Below are 20,263 nucleotides of genomic sequence, written 5' to 3' on the forward strand. Positions count from 1 at the left end.
GTCATTATTATTAGAAATAGAATTAGACATAAAATTTACAATCCGCGTCTGCATATTTGAGCTAGGCCTCAAAATAGCAGTCAACGATTAACTCTGGAATTTCGTATTGTCGAGCCTTGGGATTCTAACACTGACCGTAAAAAATAAATAGATAGGATCCGCTCATATAGTAGCCAAAGACGCTAAAAAACCGCATATATTGCGCTAGCCAGCTTTAATACATGCTGGCTATAATAGCGAAATTCGAATTTTTGGACCGCAATATGAACTCAGCGCAAAATGTTGACCATCAAGAAATACAAAAATTTGCCGATTTGGCATCTCGTTGGTGGGACCTCAAAGGGGAATTTAAACCCTTACATACGATTAACCCCCTTAGAACCGATTATATTGTGCAGCGTACCCAAGGGCTAGGTGGAAAAAAGGTTATTGATGTGGGTTGCGGCGGCGGCATTTTAGCTGAAAGTATGGCTCGCGCTGGAGCTGATGTTACCGGAATTGATATGGGTGAAGCGCCACTTGAAGTTGCCCGTTTGCACTGTCTTGAGTCAGAATTGAGCATTGATTATCAACAATCTACTGCAGAAGAATTTGCCAGTGCCCACGCTGGACAGTTTGACGTAGTGACGTGTATGGAGATGCTTGAACATGTGCCTGACCCATCATCTGTGGTTGAAGCCTGCAGTCGATTAGTCAAACCTGGCGGCATGGTTTTTTTCTCTACGCTCAATCGCAACATCAAATCCTATTTGATGGCCATACTAGGTGCTGAACACATTCTTAAACTGGTACCAAAAGATACTCACAACCACGACAAATTTATTAAACCATCAGAGTTACTAAGTTGGGTTGATAACACCCCTTTAATGGCAAAACACATGACGGGATTGCATGTCAGTCCACTCACACAACAATTTTACTTATCTGACAAAAATGTTGATGTGAATTACATCGTACATTGTCAACACAGTGCTGATGCATAAGATGTTGCCCTCGCCCAAAGGGGTATTGTTCGATTTAGACGGCACCTTACTAGATACCGCGAGAGACTTAGGCAATGCGCTTAATTGGGTATTGCTACAGCACGAAATGCCTCCTTGTGAATTTGAGGTATATCGCAATATTGCCTCAGATGGCTCTCAAGGCCTGCTGGAAATCGGTTTTGGTGAAAAACTAGCAGATTTTGATGTTGAAGCACTCAGGGCGTTATTTCTTGATCGCTACGAGCAAGAGATTTGCATCGATACGGTTTCTTTTGACGGGATTAAGGAGTTACTTGCCCGTTTAGATGAAGATAACATTCCCTGGGGGATCGTGACGAATAAGCCTCAATGGCTGACTGAGTTATTGCTGCCAAATTTTGATGAATTTGCTAACTGCCAAGTGGTCATTAGTGGCGACACTTTGGCAAAACGTAAACCCGATCCCTTGCCTCTTATTCATGCCGCAAAAATCATGCAAATTGCCCCAAGTGAATGTTGGTATATTGGTGATGCCAAGCGCGACATTGATGCGGCCATCGCCGCCAATATGACCAGTGTCGTTGCTAACTACGGCTATATTGGCCCAGAACACAGATCAGAGACCTGGAACGCAGATCTATACATAGATCAGCCGCAAGCCATGCTAAAACATCTTTGATGTACAAACACGATATATAGTGGTTTTTGAAACTAAGAAGCACTATATATCGTGAAATTATAATAACTATTTTTTTCGATTAAAAAAGTTTAATGGAAAAATTTTCCTAAAAATGATCTTGCATTCCCTATACACGCAAAGAGAATAGACTTATTAGGTGAGTCGTTACTAACATAATTTTAGGCCAGATTTGAACGCCTACAAAACCACCAGATGTGGGGTTGCAAAGGTATTCAAACCTCATTATCTTGTGGTTTATCGACAGGATGGTCGTTGTAAAAGTAGTTCCGCAACTTTCCCTCTTCGTCAAGTACTATTTCCACAGAAATGATGATGCTCATCGTTTCTACATTTTGTAAAAAACTATAATCAAAACGGCGTATACATGAATAACAATCTCTTCGTTACCAAGCGGACTGGCGAGCGCGAAAGCATTGACCTCGAAAAAATCCACAAAGTCATAACGTGGGCTGCTAAAGGCCTTAATAATGTGTCTGTTTCACAAGTGGAAATTAAAGCGCATATTCAGTTCTATGATGGTATCAAAACAGAAGACATTCATGAGACGTTAATTCGTTCTGCTGCAGATCTTATCTCAACAGATGCACCAGATTATCAGTACTTAGCGGCACGCTTAGCCATATTCCATTTACGTAAAAAAGCGTACGGCCAATTTGAGCCCCCAGCGCTATTTACCCATGTTACGCAAATGATTGAAATGCAAAAATACGATCAACATCTATTGAGTGATTACAGCGAAGCTGAATTTCAAGAAATGGATGATTATATTGATCACTGGCGTGATATGGACTTCAGCTATGCTGCAGTCAAACAGCTAGAAGGTAAATATCTTGTTCAAAACCGTGTAACCGGTGAAATCTACGAAAGCGCTCAGTTTCTGTATATACTGGTGGCTGCTTGTTTGTTTGCTGATTATCCAAAAGACACGCGTATGGATTACATCAAGCGTTTCTATGATGCGACGTCAAAGTTCAAAATTTCTTTGCCTACGCCTATCATGGCCGGTGTACGTACCCCAACTAGGCAGTTCAGTTCGTGCGTATTGATTGAAGCGGGTGATAGCCTGGACTCAATTAATGCGACCGCCAGTGCCATTGTAAAATACGTTAGTCAACGTGCTGGTATCGGCGTGAATGCGGGTCGTATCCGTGCATTAGGTAGTCCTATCCGCGGTGGTGAAGCATTCCATACTGGCTGTATCCCTTTCTACAAGTACTTTCAAACAGCGGTTAAAAGTTGCTCACAAGGTGGGGTTCGCGGCGGTGCTGCAACACTTTTCTACCCACTTTGGCATATGGAAGTCGAATCACTGCTCGTGTTAAAAAATAACCGTGGTGTAGAAGAGAACCGAGTGCGTCATTTAGATTACGGCGTACAGTTTAACAAGTTGATGTACCAGCGCTTAATTAAAGATCAGCATATCAGCCTATTTAGCCCATCTGATGTGCCTGGTTTATATGATGCATTCTTTGCCGACCAAGCTAAATTTGAAGAGTTGTATGTTAAGTACGAACAGGATGACAGTATCCGTAAGACTCAAGTCAAAGCGGTAGAACTATTTAGTTTATTCATGCAAGAACGCGCGAGCACTGGTCGTATCTATTTGCAGAACGTGGATCACTGTAATACCCACAGCCCGTTTGACCCGAAAGTTGCGCCTATCCGTCAAAGCAACTTGTGTCTTGAAATCGCCCTGCCGACTAAACCATTAGAGCATGTTAATGACGAAAACGGCGAAATAGCCCTATGTACATTGTCAGCGTTTAACTTAGGTGCAATTGAAAGCGTTGAAGATTTTGCCGAAATGGCTGACTTGGCTGTTCGTGCATTAGACAATTTACTCGATTATCAAGACTACCCAGTTCCTGCGGCATATAACGCCACTATGGGTCGTCGTACCTTAGGCATAGGTGTTATCAACTTTGCCTACTACTTAGCTAAAAATGGGGTTAAATACTCTGACGGCAGTGCTAATGGCTTGATCCACCGTACCTTTGAAGCGATGCAATACCACTTAATGCGCGCATCTTGTAACCTTGCTAAAGAAAAAGGTGCGTGTCCGAAGTTTGATGAAACAACCTACTCTCAAGGCATCATGCCAATTGATACCTACAAAAAAGATTTAGATAAAATCTGTGACGAACCACTGCATTGTGATTGGGACAGTCTACGCGCTGATATCAAACAATACGGTTTACGCAATAGTACCTTGTCTGCCTTGATGCCATCTGAAACCTCATCACAGATTTCAAATGCGACGAATGGCATTGAGCCACCCCGTGGCCACATCAGTGTTAAATCAAGTAAAGACGGTGTGTTAAAGCAAGTCGTACCTGAGTACGAGTTGCTAAAAGACAAGTACGAATTATTGTGGGATTTACCATCAAATGATGGCTACTTACAGTTAACAGGCATTATGCAAAAGTTTGTTGATCAAACCATTTCGGCTAACACCAGTTATGATCCAAACAAATACGACGGCGGCAAAGTGCCCATGAAGCTGTTGCTAAAAGATTTGCTTACCGCCTACCAATTAGGTGTGAAAACCTTGTACTACCACAATACCCGTGACGGTGCGGCAGATACGTCGCAGCAAGAACTGAAATCCACTCAGTTTGTGCCACAAGAAGCCGTCGTAGAAGAAGATGACGATTGTGCTGGCGGTGCGTGTAAAATTTAATCTTTTTTGAGCCCTTTAGCGTAATGCTAAAGGGCGAATTCAACTCACTATGGTCTGCTAACACTCATGAAATACACAACGTTTAACCAAATCAATAACGACCCTTTGCATGAACCTATGTTTTTCGGCAATCCGGTCAACGTTGCCCGTTATGATCAACAAAAACACAGTATTTTTGAAAAACTTATCGAAAAACAAATCAGCTTTTTCTGGCGCCCTGAAGAAGTCGATGTCAGCAAAGACAGAGTGGATTTTCAAAAGCTGAGTGAATCAGAAAAGCACATTTTTATATCTAATTTGAAATACCAAACCTTGTTGGATTCTATTCAAGGTCGTAGCCCAAATATCGCCTTCTTACCAATTATCTCTATCCCTGAGCTAGAAACGTGGACTGAAACATGGTCATTTTTTGAAACCATTCACTCACGTTCATATACGCATATTTTGCGGAATTTGTTTGGTGATCCAAGCAGCATATTTTCCGATATCGTTGAAAATGAACAAATCAAAAAACGCGCCGCTGATATTTCAAAATACTACGACGATTTGATTTTTTACACTCAGCTATGGCAAACCCTAGGTGAAGGTACGCACACCATTAATGGTGAAGAACACGTGGTTACCATGCGCTCATTAAAGGTCAAACTGTTCTTGTGCATGAATTCAGTTAATGCCTTAGAAGCGATTCGCTTTTATGTTTCATTTGCCTGTACCTTTGCTTTCGCAGAACGTGAATTGATGGAAGGTAACTCAAAAATTATTCGCCTGATTTCTCGTGATGAAAACCTACATTTGACCTCCACTCAGCACATATTGAATCTATGGGCTAAAGGAAAAGACGACCCAGAGATGGCTGAAATTGCCATTGAGTACAAACAACAAGCCACTGACATTTTCCTTGATGCAGTCAACCAAGAAAAAGAATGGGCAGAGTATTTGTTCCAGAACGGTTCAATGATCGGTTTAAATAAAGATATTTTGTGCCAATATGTTGAGTTTATTGCCAACCACAGAATGTCAGCTATAGGCTTAGGCCAACCTTTTGATATCAAAAATAACCCTTTACCTTGGATGAACAACTACTTGAATTCAGACAATGTACAGGTTGCACCACAAGAGTCTGAAATCAGTTCATACCTTGTCGGCCAGATAGACTCAGAAGTAGGCAGCAACGACTTCGATGAGTTCGAGCTATAGTGTGCAAAAAAGTCACGGTTGTTGAACACGACCCAGACGCCCCCAGTGAGCAAACGATATCGTTTGCTCATAATAATCTTCTCGACTGCTTACTCAATAATAATATTGCGAAGGAGTACCACTGCAAAGAGGGTTTTTGCGGTGCGTGTAGAACCCAGTTAGTTGAAGGCGAAGTAGAATATTTACTAGACCCACTGGCGTTTATCGACGATGGTGAAATACTGGCTTGCTGTTGTAAACCCTTAAGCAACATAAAAATAAAGGCTTAATGCGTTTCAGTTCTGCCCCTATTTTCACACAAAGGCCATCTTACTTTTGGTGAGTTACTGATTGTGGTACCAACTTTGGAACATCAGCATATTCCACAGTTGTGTATGATATTTTTTCTTTTTATGCTTGAAGTCATGCCATAGTAGCGCCACTTTTTCACTATCAAAAATACCTTGTTGCGCAATTCTATCTTGAGCGAGTAAATCTTCTGCCCAGTCATTCAATGGGCCGTTAAGCCAGCTTTTTATTGGCGCGCCAAACCCGTGTTTAGGGTTATTGGTCAACGAGTTAGGAATGTGCTGGTCTAGCACCTTTCTAAGAATATGCTTTCCTTTGCCTTCATTAAACTTCATCGCCATAGGAAGTGACCAAGCGAATTCGGTTATACGATGATCAAGTAAGGGGCTTCTTAGTTCCAGACTATTTGCCATGCTCGCTCGGTCCGTTTTGACTAAAATATCGTCACACAAATAAGTGACATAATCATAAAGCATTAAATAGTGTTCAGGGCGAGGCAAGTGTAACCTGCTTACCTCACGCAATTTATGCTGCTCGGGTGTATGAGGTTGCAACATAAGGTTCTCGGGGGCCACCCACTTACAAATACGGCTCATGTACATCTCGAGTACATTCATCGCCCCTATCTCGTTAGCGTATTTATTTGTCGTCAAGCCTAATTTCTGTGTCGCCGCTAACCTAAACAGTTGCCCCGAGACTGCGCGCTTAAGTGCATCTGGTATTTTTTGACTGATTTGCCAGTTCTTAATGTTTCTAAAATAACGGTTGTAACCGTAGAATAGCTCATCTCCCCCATCCCCACTTAATGCAACTGTCACCTTACTTCGGGCTAATTTTGCAACGATATATGTGGGTATTTGTGAGGAATCAGCGAAGGGCTCGTCGTAGTGCTGGGCAATATCAGGTACCAAATCAAGTGCATTTTGGCCACTCACATACAGTTCATTATGCGAGGTTCCTAAATAACGAGCGATATTCTTGGCTAAATGCGCTTCGTCTTTGTCACTCTGACTAAACCCGATTGAGAAACTATTAACAGGGCGCGCTGACTGTTTTTGCATCATCGACGCGACCAAACTTGAGTCGATGCCACCTGACAAGAGTACCCCGAACGGCACATCAGAAATCATCCGTAAGCGAGTAGAATCCTCTAATAAATGGGTTAAATGCGTTTGCGCTTCATCTAACGTGCCTGTGAATGGATGGTTAAATTGGTGTGCAGCAACTTCAAGCGCAGACCAATATTGTTGACATTTATCGAGTAAATTATGCTCAGACGTCAATTCATCAACCGTTAAGGTCACAAAACTGCCCGGCGCTAATTTGTAAATTCCTTGATAAATAGAATACGGCGCAGGAATATAATTAAAGCGCATATATTGCCCAAGGGCCTGCATGTCCAATCTTGGAGTAAAATCAGGGATGACCTTTAACGCTTTTAGCTCAGAAGAAAAACAAAAAAAGTCATTGCTGCGTCCAAAATAAAGCGGTTTTTTACCCACCCGATCCCTAGCTAACGACAAGGTCTTTTGTTGTTTATCCCATACCGCTAGCGCAAACATACCGTTAAATTTGCGTAATGCTGCCTCTAAACCAAATTCGGCAATCGCACAGAGCACAACTTCGCTATCTGAATGCCCTTTGAATGACTGCTGTGAGAGGGATTGGCGGATTTCAGCAAAGTTGTATACTTCACCATTAAATACCATTACATAACGCTCACATGCTGAATGCATTGGTTGATGGCCATCTTGACTTAAGTCTTGTACCGCCAATCGACAATGCCCCAATGCGACACCAGGAGGCCCCTCCCACACACCGTTGTCATCCGGACCGCGGTGGTTCAACGTCGTATTCATTTTTTGAATAATATTTGCTTTGCAAGGAGAAGCATTGAGGCGAAAAAGGCCAGTAATACCGCACATACTGTGAGCTCGTTTTTATTTTTGTTCAATATACAAAAATGACAGAGAAATTAACATGATGGTAAGCAAATATCGGCTCGATATTCCCCATTAATTGCGTCATAAATTCTGCCAATTCGAATAAAATATCCAGTCAATAAAAAGCCAGCATCATAGCTGGCTTGAATAAGAAGCATGTACAGCTGATTAGTCGATAAGCTGATACTTATCGCGCAGTACAGCAATCACTTCTTCTTTCGGGTTGTCACTTAATGTTATTTTTTGGCCAGTGATTTTCTCAGCAATTTGCGTGTAGGTATTTGAGATGTCCATCAACACGTCGACCGGTAAAGCGTTGTCGCGCGCTAGCGCTTCTCGCTCGTTCATGCGCTCTTTGTTGAGTAAAATATCTGGATCAGGAAAGTGATTAAGCAACAGTTGTCTGAACCCTTCTTTTGAATTTTCAACTATCTTACCCTGCGCATATTGTTTGGCATCCCAGATACGGGATGAATCGGGTGTGCCCACTTCATCCATATATATTAATTTATCCTTACCGTTAACGTCTTTTACATAGCCAAACTCAAATTTTGTATCCACAAAAATTTGCTCAACTTTTGCCAGTGCTTGACTGATAACGCCAAACCCTTCGGTAAGTAATTTTTCGTACAGCCTAATATCATCCGCAGAGTTAAAGTTAAACGCTGCAAAGTTATCTGCTATATCCTGACGAGACACATTGACGTCGTCCGCTTCAGGGACGCCTTCAATTCCTTTAAGCACTCCTTTGGTTGAAGGGGTAATCAATATGTTCGCTAGCTTACTGTCTTTCGATAAGCCTTCTTCAAGACGAATACCGCAAAACTCTCGCTCACCTTTTTCATAGGCGCGCCACATGGAGCCGGTGATATATTGACGACAAATAGCTTCAATCATAACTGGACGCGCTTTTTGCACTATCCATACCAGCGGATGAGGAATATCAAGAATATGACTGTCTGCTAACCCCTGCTCTTTAAACAGACCAAACCAATGATTTGAAATCGCATTTAATGCCGCTCCTTTTCCGGGAACCCCCTGCATTCCCTGCTCACCATGCCAAATACAATCAAATGCCGAAATGCGATCGCTTATCAACATAATCGCTAACGGTGTATCCATTGGAACAGGATAGTTATGTTCTTCTATAAGACGACGGCTATCCTGTTTAGTTAACCAATAAACAGAACGAACCTTGCCGCTGTGTACGGGTAAGTCGGTGCGAATGGGAAGGTTGTCGTTAACAGCAAGCACTTTATCAGCGAAGCTCATACTAGAATGTCCTTAAAAAGGGGTTACCTAAACACGAAAAAGCACCTTTGCGGTGCTCTTTCAATTGATACTAAATGTGCTAAATGTCTAGATTGTCATCAGCCATCACGCGAGCAAAAACATCATATAAACCAGACAACTTATCTTTAGTGAATGGTGTGCTTTCGTTATCGAGCACGGTCAAAGATGTTTGTTCACCGCTTTCTTCTACTCTAAATCGGTATTCTTGTTTCTCAAGCGGCAAGGCATTCTCATTGTTTGACCAGATCGAATCCCACCATCCGCTCTCGGCGCCGTTGTACTTTACAAACAATAAACCGTTTGATTTGTCGTAATCTTTTACGTCAAACCCTAGTTTACGTAATACCAGTAACACGCGTGGCCATGCAGTGTCATAGTTGCTGTCTATGATGAACGCAGGGGCATCTTCGCCATCTTGGCCAATGCTAATTTGCATGCCACGACGTATTTCACGTAAACGCTTGGCATCAGCCACACGAATTTGATATTCGTAGTGACCAATCACCTTATTCAAAATATCGACTTCTTTGGCACGTGAATCAACGTCGGATTTTTCAGCCACAACAGATTGACCTTGGCGCTCTTGATAATCAACCAAGTGCGCATTTAAGGTGGCAGTTCGACCGTGAGATTTCATTTCTAAGTCAAATTCAAAACGCTGACTGGTATCACGCTCAATTGACGACCAGCTATACCAATGGTCATCTAGGATTTCTTTCGCCACGACCCAATCAGTTACCAGGCGTTGCTTGTCTTTATCAAATGACTCAATACCAATCCCCTGCTCTTCTAAGTAGCTCAGCAATGAATTCCATATAGTGGTGTCTAATGGTTGGCTATCGTCAACTTGGTCAAAGAAAACTTTGGCGTCTTTACTGCCATCGTCAACATGGGAGCCGGTCACTAAAGGCAGTACTAATGCGGGGGAAACCACCTTAAGATCCTTGCCGATGAAGTTACGCGGTGCGTTTTCATCTAATGCAGGAAGCTTATATGCCTGACTAAAATTAGGACGGTCAACATCGGCTGGTACTTGAATATCCTTGCCTGGTTGCTGCTTGGTATATTCAAAATTACCACTGGCGATTTGTCGCTCTTCTAATGAACTACACGCGCTTAGAACACTCACCGCGATAGCTGTGCCAATGAAAAACTTAGTTGTCATGCAATCTCCTTAAGATAATACGCCCGAATTGCGCATGACTTGTTCGATATGATTTTGGCTATCAAGTTCCGATTCAATTAACGGTAAACGCAAAAATGCAGATTGAATGAGCCCCATTTTGTATAAAGCCCATTTAGGCAATACTGGATTTGGTTCAATAAATAGCGCGCTATGGAGCTCTGCTATTTGTCGATCAATTTCTTTTGCTGTGGCGAAATCGCCTGCAAAGGCGGCCTCACACATCTGTGCCATTTGCTTAGGAACGATGTTAGCGGTCACAGAAATAACGCCGTGCCCCCCAGCCGTTAAAAACTCACAACCTGTGCCATCATCACCACTTAAAAACACAAAATCTTTGTCGACCAACGGTTGAGTCTGTTTTAAACGTGCGATATCGCCTGTGGCATCTTTAAGGCCAACAATTTTAGGATGCGTGGCAAGTTCAGCAACGGTCTCTGGCAGCATATCTGCCACTGTACGACCTGGCACGTTGTACAACAGAACCGGTAAATCGGTTGCATCGGCAACCGCTTTAAAATGCGCGACCATGCCTTTTTGTTGAGGTTTGTTGTAGTAAGGCACCACACTAAGAAAACCATCAATGCCCGTATCGGCCATTTGTTCACTAAGAAAAATCGCTTCAGCAGTGGAGTTCGCACCACTTCCGGCGATAACAGGTATCTTTTTATCAGCAAACTCGACCATGCGTTTAACCACTTCAATGTGCTCATCAAAGGGCAACGTGGCAGACTCGCCCGTGGTCCCTACAGCGATTAAGCCATGGCTGCCATTGGCAATATGAAATTCAACCAATTTCTTGAGCGATGGATAATCTATCTCGCCTGATTGGTTCATGGGGGTGATTAATGCAACGTAACTACCAGTAAACATGCCTACTCCAGAAAAAATTCGCGCCTAATGGTAAAGAGCCTGTGGGGTAAAAACAAGTAATGAATGCGCAGAAAGTAAAACCAAAGGGGAAACTGGAAATACTAGGGGTAATTCAGGTATGTTAGTAGCGATAGAATTTACCATGCAGATGAATACATTAATGAAACATCAATTAATCATTACCATTTTAGGTGCCAATAAAGTCACTGTGCTTAGCACGCTGACTGATGTCGTCTGTGAAGCAGGTTGTAATATCCTTGACAGTCGTCAGGCTGTGTATGGACAAGATTTCTCGCTGACCATGATTGTCGAAGGTACGCAAAGCGCTATCGTGCGCGTTGAAATGGCGATACCTATGGCGTGTCAGCAACTTGATCTGCTATCCATGATGAAGCGTACCAAACGACATGCAAAGCAAAACTTAGAACACATAGCTGACGTCACCTTCTCTGGGGTCGATGCTGTGGGCGTTGTAAAGGAAGTTACTCAGTTTCTGTCCACTTTTTGCGTAACGGTAAGTGCTTTACGCTTAAAAACATTACAAACATCTACAGACGAACAAGACGAAGTAAAATGTAAAATGGTGGTCAGTATGCCGCACAATATTGATTTAGACGATTTGAAATTCAAGTTCGATGCGTTACTAACTCAATTAAATTTACAAGGAGCGATTAAGCAAAACCACTAGTTTTCGCCTAGTTATGCGCTCATTTCCCATTCAAATCAAAACCAAGGACATATTTTATGAACAGACTCACCGCCGGTGAAGCAGCACCTGAATTTGCATTACCCAATGAAAAGGGTGAAACCGTTAAACTGACAGATTTCAGCGGTAAGAAAGTACTGGTCTATTTTTACCCAAAAGCGATGACGCCTGGCTGCACAGTACAAGCGCAAAACCTTCGTGATAAAAAGAGCGAGTTAGATAAGTTAAACGTTGTCGTGTTAGGCATCAGCCCGGATGCAGTTAAACGCCTCCCTAAGTTCATCGAAAAAGAACAGCTAAATTTCAGTCTTCTGTCAGATGAGGATCATGCAATAGCAGAAGCATTTGGCGTTTGGGGATTAAAGAAGTTCATGGGCAAAGAATACGACGGCATACACCGCATTAGTTTCCTTATTGATGAAAAAGGTAACATTGAGCATGTGTTTGATAAATTTAAAACCAAAGATCATCACCAAGTCGTACTTGATTACTTAAATCAATAAGCTAAACCGGCCATGCTTGCATGCCCTGAAAGAATAATCAGGGCATGCAAGCACCACCATGTATGCACAATAAGTTTTTAAACTGCCGGAGGAAGCTCCTGCAAAGGTCCTTTCCACGCGTTAGCGACTGCTTTCACTAAGGTAGCGAGAGGGATCGCGAAGAACACCCCCCAAAATCCCCATAATCCGCCAAAAAACAACACAGCAATAATTATATACACAGGGTGCAGACTCACCGCTTCAGAAAATAGCACAGGGACGAGTACGTTCCCATCAAGAGCCTGAATGACGCCATAGGCAATCATTAACCACCAGAAATCTGGGGTAATCCCCCACTGAAACAAAGCCACTACAGCAACAGGGATCGTCACAACAGCAGCGCCGATATAAGGTATCAATACCGAAAAGCCGACCAGTACCCCAAGTAACAGCGCATAGCGTAAATCCATTAAAGCGAATGTAACGGCCGATACGGTACCCACGATAATAATTTCAATCACTTTGCCTCGAATATAGTTAGCAATTTGGGTATTCATTTCACTGCCCACTTGCTTAATGAGGCGTCGTTGCGAGGGTAAAAGTGGTGACAAGTTAGCCAACAACTGGTCTTTGTCTTTAAGCATAAAAAAGACCATCAAGGGCACAAGCACAAGATAAATTAATAAAGACGCTAGGCTACCAAGGGAGCTAACAGAAGCCGATAACAACTGCTCCCCAAGACTGACTATGCGCTCATTTATGCCATCAAGCATGTCTTGAATATCCCCTAAATGCACAAAGTCAGGGTACTGTTCAGGTAGATGCAACAACCAGACTTGGGCATGCCCCCATATTTGCGGCATTTCTCGAATCAGATTAATACTCTGTTGCGAAACCACGGGCACAATGCCAATAAAGGTTAAAATGCACAAGGTTAAAAAGCTAAAAATAACCACGCTGCAAGCAAAACTTCGGCGTAGACCTGCTCGTGATAATTGACTTACCGGCCAATCCAATAAATAGGCTATAACTGCTGCGACTAGCACAGGCATTAAAATAGTGCCTAACACTGCTAACAGCAGAAAAACCGCAATCAGCATGATTAACAACATTACGGAATCAGGATCGGAGAACTTGCGCTTATACCACCTTTCAAACACACTTATCATAGAACTGTTATACCTCTTAAACCTGATATTAATTTTGGCGACGAAGCAAGTTAAATCACATCATTTTGCCGAATTGCTACAATGAGTGTCATGCAAAACGCGCCTAACACAGCATAATATAATGTGCCACACAAGAAAGATAAGACTTTAACAAAGTTGTGGTGGCTTTTTTACTAAGCACCATAAAATGCTCATGTCGTCGCCAATACACAAATAAAAATACTTGAAGTACGGACCAATCAACGCAATATTAATGCTTGTCATCAGTTTTTCGGAACTAAATCAGGCAATTGCCTTTCTTATTAACGAAGTTGTAATTGATTAAATAGGTGAAATGATTAAAACGTCCCTCGTATATAAAAAAGCATTGCTTAGTGCTGCCATGGCTTTTGGCATAGTCACTAGCGGTGTAGGGCTTGCAGCCAATCAGAAAAATGCTTTGCCCGAAATAGGTGTCGTTGCATCAAGCGCAATTAGCTTAGATAAAGAAATACAGATCGGTGATGTTTTAATGCGCCAGCTACGCGGTCAAGCTCCTATCATCAATGACCCTTTACTTGATGAGTACATTCAAGACCTGGGTAATCGTCTAGTGGCCCAAGCTGATAACGTCAAATTTCCATTTGAATTTTTTTTGCTAAATAGTGCTGATATCAACGCCTTTGCCTTTTTTGGAGGCCATGTAGGTGTACACACAGGTTTAATCTACAATGCGCGCAACGAAAGCGAGTTGGCATCTGTACTTGCCCACGAGGTAAGCCATGTTACCCAGCGTCATATCGCCAGAAGTATCGCTGCCCAGCAGAAGTCGTCCCCTTTACAATTGGCATCCGCGTTGGGCGGTATTTTACTTGCTTTAGCTAACCCAGAGGCCGGTATCGCTGCTATTAGTGCAGGCTCTGCAGCATCCGCTCAAGCGTCAATCAATTACACCCGCCAAAATGAAAAAGAAGCAGATAGCATAGGTATTCGAATATTGGCGCAAGCTGGCTTTGATCCCAATGGTGCCAGTGATTTTTTTGGAACCCTAGTCGAAAAATATCGACTAAAATCCAGAACGCCGGCTTTTTTGTTAACTCACCCACTGCCAGAGTCGCGGGTAGCTGATGCTCGTACTCGGGCCGCCAGTTATAAAACAGGTAGGATCCCCCCTAGCTTAAGCTTTCACCTAGCCAAAAGCCGTATTTTGGCGCGCTACTATGCTACGCCAGAATACAATATCAATTATTTTGAAACGAGTCTTGAGCGCGGCAGCTACACGTTTAAAGCGGCTGCTGAATATGGTTTGGCATTAGCTTACCTTGCGGACAAACAAAATCAAAAAGCCGGCGAATTGATTGATGGCTTATTGAAAAATGACCCAAGAAACTTGTTTTATTTAGACACATATACAGACATAGCACTCGAGACAGGTCGTGTCCAAGATGCAATCGATAAGCTTACCGCTCAGGCGGTATTAACGCCGCGCAATCGAGTAATAACCTTGAACTTAGCCAATGCGCTAGTCAAAAATAAAGAATTCGATCAGGCGGTGCGCCTGTTGAAAGATTATTTATTGGTTGAGCCAGAAAACATGCTTGCTCATCAAATATTGTCTGATGCATACGCGGAAAGTCAAAACAAATTAGAGATGCATCAAACTAAGGCTGAAGTATATGCTCTCGCTGCATCTTACCCTCGTGCCATTGATGAATTACATAGCGCATATAACTACGCTGGCGCTCAAAACATCGAAAAGCAAAGAATACGCGCGCGCATTGAGCAGTTTCGCGCCTTTCAAACGCGCTTAGAGAGTCTTTAAGATATCAATCACGCTGCGTAGTGATGCAGCGCTTTGCTCACCTAATAATTGCTTTTTCACTTCACCGTCTGGCCCAATGATGAACGTCGCTGGCAAACTATTCGGTTTCACCATAGGTAATGGTTGTTCGGCATGGGTAATAACTGGAAATTGAATGTCAAACTTGCGCTTTATGTCAACAAGTTCATCCTGTGAGACATCATCAAAGCTAATCGCAAACAAAGAGGTTTTTTCATCACTATGCAGATAAAATTGATTAAGTTCGGGCATTTCACGTAAGCACGGTGCGCACCACAGCGCAAAGTAGTTAACCACCACCCATTGGCCTTCGTAATCTCGCCACCTATGGGCCACACCGTCATCAGTACGAAAATCTGTTCTGACCAAAGAATAGCCGTACATTCCCCCAAGTAATCCAACAATAATGAGCAGCGAATATAAAAATTTACGCAACATTGTTCTGCCTTCTCTTTTACCTATGTGAACGAAACGATAGAATATCGGCATTCAATTTAGATACCAGTAGAAATTTATCATGTCGAAGCTCACCATACTACACAACCCTCGCTGCTCAAAAAGCCGTCAAACATTGCAATTACTGCTCGATAACGGTCAACAACCCAATGTTATCGAATACCTAAAAACGCCGCCCAGTGTGGAAGAGTTACAGGCGATTTTGTTAATGCTGAGTATGTCAGACCCTCGCTCTTTAATGCGTACAAAAGAAGCAGAGTACAAAGCGTTGAACATCGACAGCGATAACATTTCTCCTGACGAACTGCTGACGGTGATGCATGCTTCTCCTAAATTGATAGAGCGCCCAATTGTTATAAAAGGGCCATTAAACGATCGTGACAGCTTGGCTGCGATTGGCCGCCCTCCAGAGAATGTACTTAAGCTATTATGAGCGACCATATTCTCGTTCTATATTACAGCCGTAACGGTGCCACAAAAGCGATGGCGAACCGTATTGCCCAGGGTATTGAGTCTAAAGGCATGCAAGCGAAAATACGCACTGTCCCGGATATATCTGACGGCATTGAATTTAAGCAACCAATCGTGCCCAGCGAGGGAGATCTCTTTGTTCAAAAAGCAGATTTAAAGGCTTGTGCGGGTTTGGCCTTAGGCAGCCCTACTCGCTTTGGCAATATGGCTGCACCGCTTAAGTACTTTCTCGATAGTACCAGTAGCCAATGGTTATCCGGTGCCTTAGTAGACAAACCGGCCAGCGTGTTTACCTCAACTGGCAGTATGCATGGCGGTCAAGAAAGCACCCTACTTAGCATGATGATCCCCCTATTGCACCATGGCATGGTGTTAGCAGGTTTACCCTATACTCATCCAGAGTTACACAGCACTACCACTGGGGGTAGCCCATATGGGGCAACGCACTACGCCCACCGTGAAAAAAGCAGCAAACTCAGTGACGATGAACGTGCACTTTGTTTTGCACAAGGTCAACGTTTGGCAATGATTGCCCAGAAGTTAACGACTCTATAAAAAATTCACATCGGGACACAACATGACCTTAAATACCCAGTTTTACAAACGCCTTGCTTTGGGCAGCTATTTTCTATTAATCATCTGGCTCGTGGTTTGGCATTTTTTCTTAACCATAGACAAAAATACCTCCACTTTATTTACACTACTGCTGTGGATCGTACCCATTTTGTTGCCGATTCGAGGATTGCTGACAGGCAAACCTTACACCTATGCATGGACTAATTTTATCGTGATGTATTATTTACTCCATGGGTTAACTGCAGTCTATGCAGTTGAAGGTGAACAGTTCTATGCAGCGGTTGAGATACTTTTGTGTGTTGGTTTGTTTACTGGCTGTAGCTTTTATGCTCGTTTGCGCGGAAGAGAATTAGGCACAGGCATTAGAAAGCTGAAAGAAGAATTATTGGAAGAAAAAGAAGCATTCGAAGCGCACAAAAACAATAAACGTTAGTTAAGATTGAGCGCTTCTTTAACAAATGGGATAGTCAGCTTCCTTTGCTGCTGCAAAGAAAGCTGGTCCAGTTTGTCTAACGTGTTCATCAACGATGGCATATCTCGTTGCCAATGATTAACCAAATACACAGCCACTTTTTCTGGCATTACCAGCCCTCTTTGCTTCGCCCGCGTTAATAATGCCACGCAGCGACCTTCGTCGTTCAAGCCTGCTAAGGTAAAGCTGACACCCCAGGCCAAGCGTGAAGCCAAATCAGCCAGCGCTAGATTAAGAGACATTGGCCCACCATTCGCGCATGCGACCACATGACTGATACCCAGCTCTTTTACTCGATTTAATAAATCAAATACCGCTATTTGCCACGTTTGAGAGTCTTGTAACGCGTCTACATCATCTAAACAAATCAATTGGCTGTGCTCGAAACCATCGAGCACTTCGGGGGAATATTGCTGCTTTTCTTTAAAACTTAAATATACAGCGGTGACATTCGCAGATTGGGCTTTATGGCATAATGAGTAGAGCAAATGGCTTTTGCCCACACCGTGCTCACCACTGACAAACGTCAGCCACGGCTGGCTTTTAGTATTCAGCGTTTTATTCAGTAAGCTTTTTAGTCGATGAACCAAATGCAAATTTTCACCAACAATGAAACTGTCGAACGTTTCAGAATCACGCAAATTCACCGCTAAGGACAATTGCTTACTCATTATAGTTTCCAGAAATACTCCAAATTTTGCTTGTCAGCGTCAAAGCGATTGACCGGTGAAATACGCTTGTCTAAGCTGATCGCATCAATTAGATTTTCTACCTCACCAAGCAAGTTTAGTTCGAATCGCGCTACTTGACCTTGCTGACTGACAAGGCTTGCCGAGCTAACGACACTCAGGCTATTGAAAAATTTAAGTATTTCACCATATTGACTGAGACTCGTGAGATTTTTTACTGTGACGATGGTTCGCATTGCTTCAGGATCAAAACGGCTAAAATCAATCGCATATTTCGCCGCTAACGTGTCTGCCATCGCGTTAACCAAAGCGTTAACAACTTGTGCTTGCTCAGCACCTGATACGGAGCCCGCACTGGTGTTCCCTGCTTCTAAAAGCACCCAGTCGGCTTGCCAAGTAGCAGCGCTTTGTTGCTCATCTTCACTACTTTGCGCTTGGTATATTCTTGCTGAGAATACATTGTTAACGCCATAGCGCTGACTCGCTTGACTGAGTTGATGCACAAAGCCGCCCCACACATCATAAATACTAATATTTTGCATGTCGTCTAAGTCTAGTAACGGCTGAACAATTTCGACGCCCCGGCGTTTAGCAGCGCTTTGTGCGATATCAACCAACGCTTGATGACTACCTTCAGCGACCAGCTTACGGCTGTCACCTGGTTCTTTAATTGCTAACCAAACTATGGTCTCTGGGCGACGTTTGTCCCATATGCGATAACCTGAATCCCGTAACTGTTTGTCAACTTTGTCTTGATCGAAGTTCACTGCTAAGAAGAGCTGCTCAGGGGTTTGTTCAAAACGGTATGTTCTTAAGTAACTTTTGGCTTGTTTGAGTTGTTGCTTAATTTGCGTGTCGTCCAATAGCGCTGAGTTACCACTGACTTTTACAAACACATCTTCAAGTCCCTCTCGTATTGCAGCGTTTTGGGTCGAGGTTGATTGATCAGGCACTTCGACTCTAGCACTGTATAGTCCTTCAATAACCCCCGCATAAGCGGTGGTGAAACAACATAGTGATAAGCATAATATTAGGTGCAATCGGACTAAAATAGCGACGCCTTTGATCATTTCTCAACATAACTCCACAATAGAAAGAATGTATTGTCATTGATTTAAGTAGAAATTTCATCATTTGTTTCACCCGAGTTTATTTCACTAACAGTAAAAAGGAGTCGATTATCTGTACCTTTTGCCATTCTGAACTGGTAAAATCTGCGCTCATTTTTGGACCCTCACCCTAAAATAGGTAATTACGTGACCGATAATAAACCCTCCTTAAGCTATAAAGATGCAGGTGTCGACATAGATGCGGGCAATGAACTTGTTGAAAGAATCAAATCAGTAAGCAAGAAAACACATCGTCCTGAAGTAAAAGGAGGTTTAGGTGGTTTTGGCGCGCTTTGCTCACTTCCAAGCAAATACAAAGAGCCATTACTTGTATCAGGCACAGACGGCGTGGGTACAAAACTACGTCTAGCCATGGACCTAGAACAGCACGATGGTATCGGAATAGACCTAGTCGCCATGTGTGTTAACGATCTGATTGTGCAAGGTGCTGAGCCTTTGTTCTTCTTAGATTATTACGCAACAGGCAAATTAGACGTGGATACAGCAGCCAAGGTTGTAACAGGAATAGGCAAAGGATGTGAGTTATCCGGTTGCGCCCTAATCGGTGGCGAGACTGCAGAAATGCCTGGTATGTATCACGGTAATGACTATGATGTCGCCGGTTTCTGCGTAGGTGTTGTCGAAGCAGCGGATGTCATTGATGGAACACGAGTAAAAGCCGGTGATGCACTTATCGCGTTAGGTTCGTCTGGTCCACATTCTAATGGCTATTCTTTGGTAAGAAAAATCCTTGAAGTGTCGGGATGTGATGCATCAGAATCGTTTGACGGCAAACCTTTATCTGAGCACTTGCTAGAGCCTACCCGCATTTACGTAAAATCTGTTCTTCACTTGCTTGAAAGTATTCAAGTAAATGCCATCACACATATTACCGGTGGTGGATTCTGGGAAAATATTCCTCGCGTGTTGCCCCAGGGCACCAAAGCCGTTATCGACGAAAGCAGTTGGCAATGGCCGAGCATTTTTAACTGGTTGCAGGATAATGGAAACGTTACCACCCATGAAATGTATCGAACCTTCAACTGTGGTGTGGGCTTAATCATCGCGCTTGAAGCAGACAAAGCTGACCAAGCCATCGAGATATTAAAAGGCCAAGGCGAAAATGTGTGGAAAATTGGTCAAATCGAAACCAGTGATGATAACAATCAGGTTGAGATTAAATAGTGTCAGATAA

Annotated in this window: 20 protein-coding genes; 12 read left to right on the plus strand and 8 right to left on the minus strand. The window is 43.0% G+C overall.

What is annotated here, in order from left to right:
• The first annotated feature begins 263 nt into the window (after positions 1 to 263).
• The 5 genes from ubiG to yfaE all read left to right on the plus strand — a co-directional run bounded on the left by ubiG (position 264) and on the right by yfaE (position 5,808).
• The gene (gene ubiG / locus FX988_RS04090) at positions 264 to 983 is read left to right on the plus strand and encodes a bifunctional 2-polyprenyl-6-hydroxyphenol methylase/3-demethylubiquinol 3-O-methyltransferase UbiG (protein ID WP_160178461.1); all 720 of its coding nucleotides are present in this window, start codon (positions 264 to 266) and stop codon (positions 981 to 983) included.
• Positions 976 to 1,641, plus strand: a complete 666-nt coding sequence (locus tag FX988_RS04095; protein ID WP_160178462.1) for an HAD family hydrolase — start codon at positions 976 to 978, stop codon at positions 1,639 to 1,641. Before ubiG ends, FX988_RS04095 begins: the two co-directional genes overlap by 8 nt.
• Before the next feature lie 385 nt (positions 1,642 to 2,026).
• A complete protein-coding gene (gene nrdA, locus FX988_RS04100) occupies positions 2,027 to 4,342 on the plus strand; it encodes a class 1a ribonucleoside-diphosphate reductase subunit alpha (protein ID WP_160178463.1) in 2,316 nt (771 codons plus the stop codon).
• A 66-nt stretch (positions 4,343 to 4,408) separates the two neighbouring features.
• Positions 4,409 to 5,539, plus strand: a complete 1,131-nt coding sequence (gene nrdB / locus FX988_RS04105; protein ID WP_160178464.1) for a class Ia ribonucleoside-diphosphate reductase subunit beta — start codon at positions 4,409 to 4,411, stop codon at positions 5,537 to 5,539.
• The gene (gene yfaE, locus FX988_RS04110; RefSeq protein WP_160178465.1) at positions 5,539 to 5,808 is read left to right on the plus strand and encodes a class I ribonucleotide reductase maintenance protein YfaE; all 270 of its coding nucleotides are present in this window, start codon (positions 5,539 to 5,541) and stop codon (positions 5,806 to 5,808) included. The genes nrdB and yfaE overlap by 1 nt, the downstream gene beginning before the upstream one ends.
• A 54-nt stretch (positions 5,809 to 5,862) precedes the next feature.
• Here yfaE and asnB read toward each other — a convergent pair whose 3' ends face one another.
• From asnB to dapA, 4 genes are all read right to left on the minus strand, one after another.
• Positions 5,863 to 7,752 (minus strand): asparagine synthase (glutamine-hydrolyzing), encoded by a 1,890-nt coding sequence (gene asnB / locus FX988_RS04115; RefSeq protein ID WP_160178466.1) that lies wholly within the window; start codon positions 7,750 to 7,752, stop codon positions 5,863 to 5,865.
• A 186-nt stretch (positions 7,753 to 7,938) separates the two neighbouring features.
• Entirely contained in the window at positions 7,939 to 9,042 is a 1,104-nt protein-coding gene (locus FX988_RS04120) for a phosphoribosylaminoimidazolesuccinocarboxamide synthase (protein WP_160178467.1), read from the minus strand.
• A gap of 79 nt (positions 9,043 to 9,121) precedes the next feature.
• On the minus strand, positions 9,122 to 10,228 hold the full coding sequence (gene bamC / locus FX988_RS04125; RefSeq protein WP_160178468.1) for an outer membrane protein assembly factor BamC: 1,107 nt from the start codon (positions 10,226 to 10,228) through the stop codon (positions 9,122 to 9,124).
• 9 nt (positions 10,229 to 10,237) lie between these two features.
• Positions 10,238 to 11,119 carry a 4-hydroxy-tetrahydrodipicolinate synthase gene (gene dapA / locus FX988_RS04130; protein WP_160178469.1) on the minus strand — a complete coding sequence of 294 codons (882 nt, stop codon included), beginning with the start codon at positions 11,117 to 11,119 and terminating at the stop codon, positions 10,238 to 10,240.
• A gap of 118 nt (positions 11,120 to 11,237) precedes the next feature.
• On the opposite strand from dapA, the gene FX988_RS04135 reads away from it, so the two are divergent.
• Both FX988_RS04135 and bcp read left to right on the plus strand, forming a co-directional pair.
• Positions 11,238 to 11,807, plus strand: a complete 570-nt coding sequence (locus tag FX988_RS04135) for a glycine cleavage system protein R (RefSeq protein WP_160178470.1) — start codon at positions 11,238 to 11,240, stop codon at positions 11,805 to 11,807.
• Positions 11,808 to 11,863: 56 nt separating this feature from the next.
• Entirely contained in the window at positions 11,864 to 12,328 is a 465-nt protein-coding gene (gene bcp, locus FX988_RS04140) for a thioredoxin-dependent thiol peroxidase (RefSeq protein WP_160178471.1), read from the plus strand.
• 77 nt (positions 12,329 to 12,405) lie between these two features.
• On the opposite strand, the gene FX988_RS04145 is transcribed toward bcp, so the two are convergent.
• Positions 12,406 to 13,476 (minus strand): AI-2E family transporter, encoded by a 1,071-nt coding sequence (locus FX988_RS04145; RefSeq protein ID WP_160178472.1) that lies wholly within the window; start codon positions 13,474 to 13,476, stop codon positions 12,406 to 12,408.
• Between the two features lie 334 nt (positions 13,477 to 13,810).
• On the opposite strand from FX988_RS04145, the gene FX988_RS04150 reads away from it, so the two are divergent.
• Complete coding sequence (locus FX988_RS04150; protein ID WP_160178473.1) at positions 13,811 to 15,277, plus strand: M48 family metalloprotease; 1,467 nt, start codon at positions 13,811 to 13,813, stop codon at positions 15,275 to 15,277.
• Here FX988_RS04150 and FX988_RS04155 read toward each other — a convergent pair.
• Positions 15,263 to 15,733: a TlpA family protein disulfide reductase gene (locus FX988_RS04155; protein ID WP_160178474.1), complete on the minus strand. Its 471-nt coding sequence runs from the start codon at positions 15,731 to 15,733 to the stop codon at positions 15,263 to 15,265. The genes FX988_RS04150 and FX988_RS04155 overlap by 15 nt on opposite strands.
• A 79-nt stretch (positions 15,734 to 15,812) precedes the next feature.
• Between FX988_RS04155 and arsC the strand changes: the two genes are divergently transcribed.
• The 3 genes from arsC to FX988_RS04170 are packed head-to-tail and all read left to right on the plus strand — an operon-like array spanning position 15,813 to position 17,231.
• Positions 15,813 to 16,184, plus strand: coding sequence for an arsenate reductase (glutaredoxin) (gene arsC / locus FX988_RS04160; protein ID WP_160178475.1), 372 nt, complete (start codon positions 15,813 to 15,815; stop codon positions 16,182 to 16,184).
• A complete protein-coding gene (gene wrbA, locus FX988_RS04165) occupies positions 16,181 to 16,777 on the plus strand; it encodes an NAD(P)H:quinone oxidoreductase (RefSeq protein WP_160178476.1) in 597 nt (198 codons plus the stop codon). The genes arsC and wrbA overlap by 4 nt, the downstream gene beginning before the upstream one ends.
• A gap of 22 nt (positions 16,778 to 16,799) precedes the next feature.
• Entirely contained in the window at positions 16,800 to 17,231 is a 432-nt protein-coding gene (locus FX988_RS04170; protein WP_160178477.1) for a DUF2069 domain-containing protein, read from the plus strand.
• On the opposite strand, the gene hda is transcribed toward FX988_RS04170, so the two are convergent.
• Together hda and FX988_RS04180 are read right to left on the minus strand one after the other, a co-directional pair.
• Positions 17,228 to 17,941 (minus strand): DnaA regulatory inactivator Hda, encoded by a 714-nt coding sequence (gene hda / locus FX988_RS04175; protein WP_160178478.1) that lies wholly within the window; start codon positions 17,939 to 17,941, stop codon positions 17,228 to 17,230. The genes FX988_RS04170 and hda overlap by 4 nt on opposite strands.
• Positions 17,941 to 19,029, minus strand: a complete 1,089-nt coding sequence (locus FX988_RS04180) for a DUF2066 domain-containing protein (RefSeq protein ID WP_160178479.1) — start codon at positions 19,027 to 19,029, stop codon at positions 17,941 to 17,943. The genes hda and FX988_RS04180 overlap by 1 nt, the downstream gene beginning before the upstream one ends.
• 186 nt (positions 19,030 to 19,215) lie before the next feature.
• Between FX988_RS04180 and purM the strand changes: the two genes are divergently transcribed.
• A complete protein-coding gene (gene purM, locus FX988_RS04185; RefSeq protein ID WP_160178480.1) occupies positions 19,216 to 20,253 on the plus strand; it encodes a phosphoribosylformylglycinamidine cyclo-ligase in 1,038 nt (345 codons plus the stop codon).
• Positions 20,254 to 20,263: the final 10 nt, after the last annotated feature.

Source organism: Paraglaciecola mesophila (assembly GCF_009906955.1).
Taxonomy (GTDB): Bacteria; Pseudomonadota; Gammaproteobacteria; order Enterobacterales; family Alteromonadaceae; genus Paraglaciecola; species Paraglaciecola mesophila_A.

Coding starts and splice junctions, on each gene's coding strand:
- FX988_RS04145 (WP_160178472.1), bottom strand. CDS start 13,476: ATGATAAGTGTGTTTGAAAGGTGGTATAAGCGCAAGTTCTCCGATCCT.
- dapA (WP_160178469.1), bottom strand. CDS start 11,119: ATGTTTACTGGTAGTTACGTTGCATTAATCACCCCCATGAACCAATCA.
- nrdA (WP_160178463.1), top strand. CDS start 2,027: ATGAATAACAATCTCTTCGTTACCAAGCGGACTGGCGAGCGCGAAAGC.
- FX988_RS04155 (WP_160178474.1), bottom strand. CDS start 15,733: ATGTTGCGTAAATTTTTATATTCGCTGCTCATTATTGTTGGATTACTT.
- FX988_RS04150 (WP_160178473.1), top strand. CDS start 13,811: ATGATTAAAACGTCCCTCGTATATAAAAAAGCATTGCTTAGTGCTGCC.
- FX988_RS04170 (WP_160178477.1), top strand. CDS start 16,800: ATGACCTTAAATACCCAGTTTTACAAACGCCTTGCTTTGGGCAGCTAT.
- nrdB (WP_160178464.1), top strand. CDS start 4,409: ATGAAATACACAACGTTTAACCAAATCAATAACGACCCTTTGCATGAA.
- bcp (WP_160178471.1), top strand. CDS start 11,864: ATGAACAGACTCACCGCCGGTGAAGCAGCACCTGAATTTGCATTACCC.
- ubiG (WP_160178461.1), top strand. CDS start 264: ATGAACTCAGCGCAAAATGTTGACCATCAAGAAATACAAAAATTTGCC.
- FX988_RS04095 (WP_160178462.1), top strand. CDS start 976: ATGCATAAGATGTTGCCCTCGCCCAAAGGGGTATTGTTCGATTTAGAC.
- asnB (WP_160178466.1), bottom strand. CDS start 7,752: ATGTGCGGTATTACTGGCCTTTTTCGCCTCAATGCTTCTCCTTGCAAA.
- FX988_RS04135 (WP_160178470.1), top strand. CDS start 11,238: ATGTTAGTAGCGATAGAATTTACCATGCAGATGAATACATTAATGAAA.
- arsC (WP_160178475.1), top strand. CDS start 15,813: ATGTCGAAGCTCACCATACTACACAACCCTCGCTGCTCAAAAAGCCGT.
- bamC (WP_160178468.1), bottom strand. CDS start 10,228: ATGACAACTAAGTTTTTCATTGGCACAGCTATCGCGGTGAGTGTTCTA.
- hda (WP_160178478.1), bottom strand. CDS start 17,941: ATGAGTAAGCAATTGTCCTTAGCGGTGAATTTGCGTGATTCTGAAACG.
- FX988_RS04120 (WP_160178467.1), bottom strand. CDS start 9,042: ATGAGCTTCGCTGATAAAGTGCTTGCTGTTAACGACAACCTTCCCATT.
- wrbA (WP_160178476.1), top strand. CDS start 16,181: ATGAGCGACCATATTCTCGTTCTATATTACAGCCGTAACGGTGCCACA.
- FX988_RS04180 (WP_160178479.1), bottom strand. CDS start 19,029: ATGATCAAAGGCGTCGCTATTTTAGTCCGATTGCACCTAATATTATGC.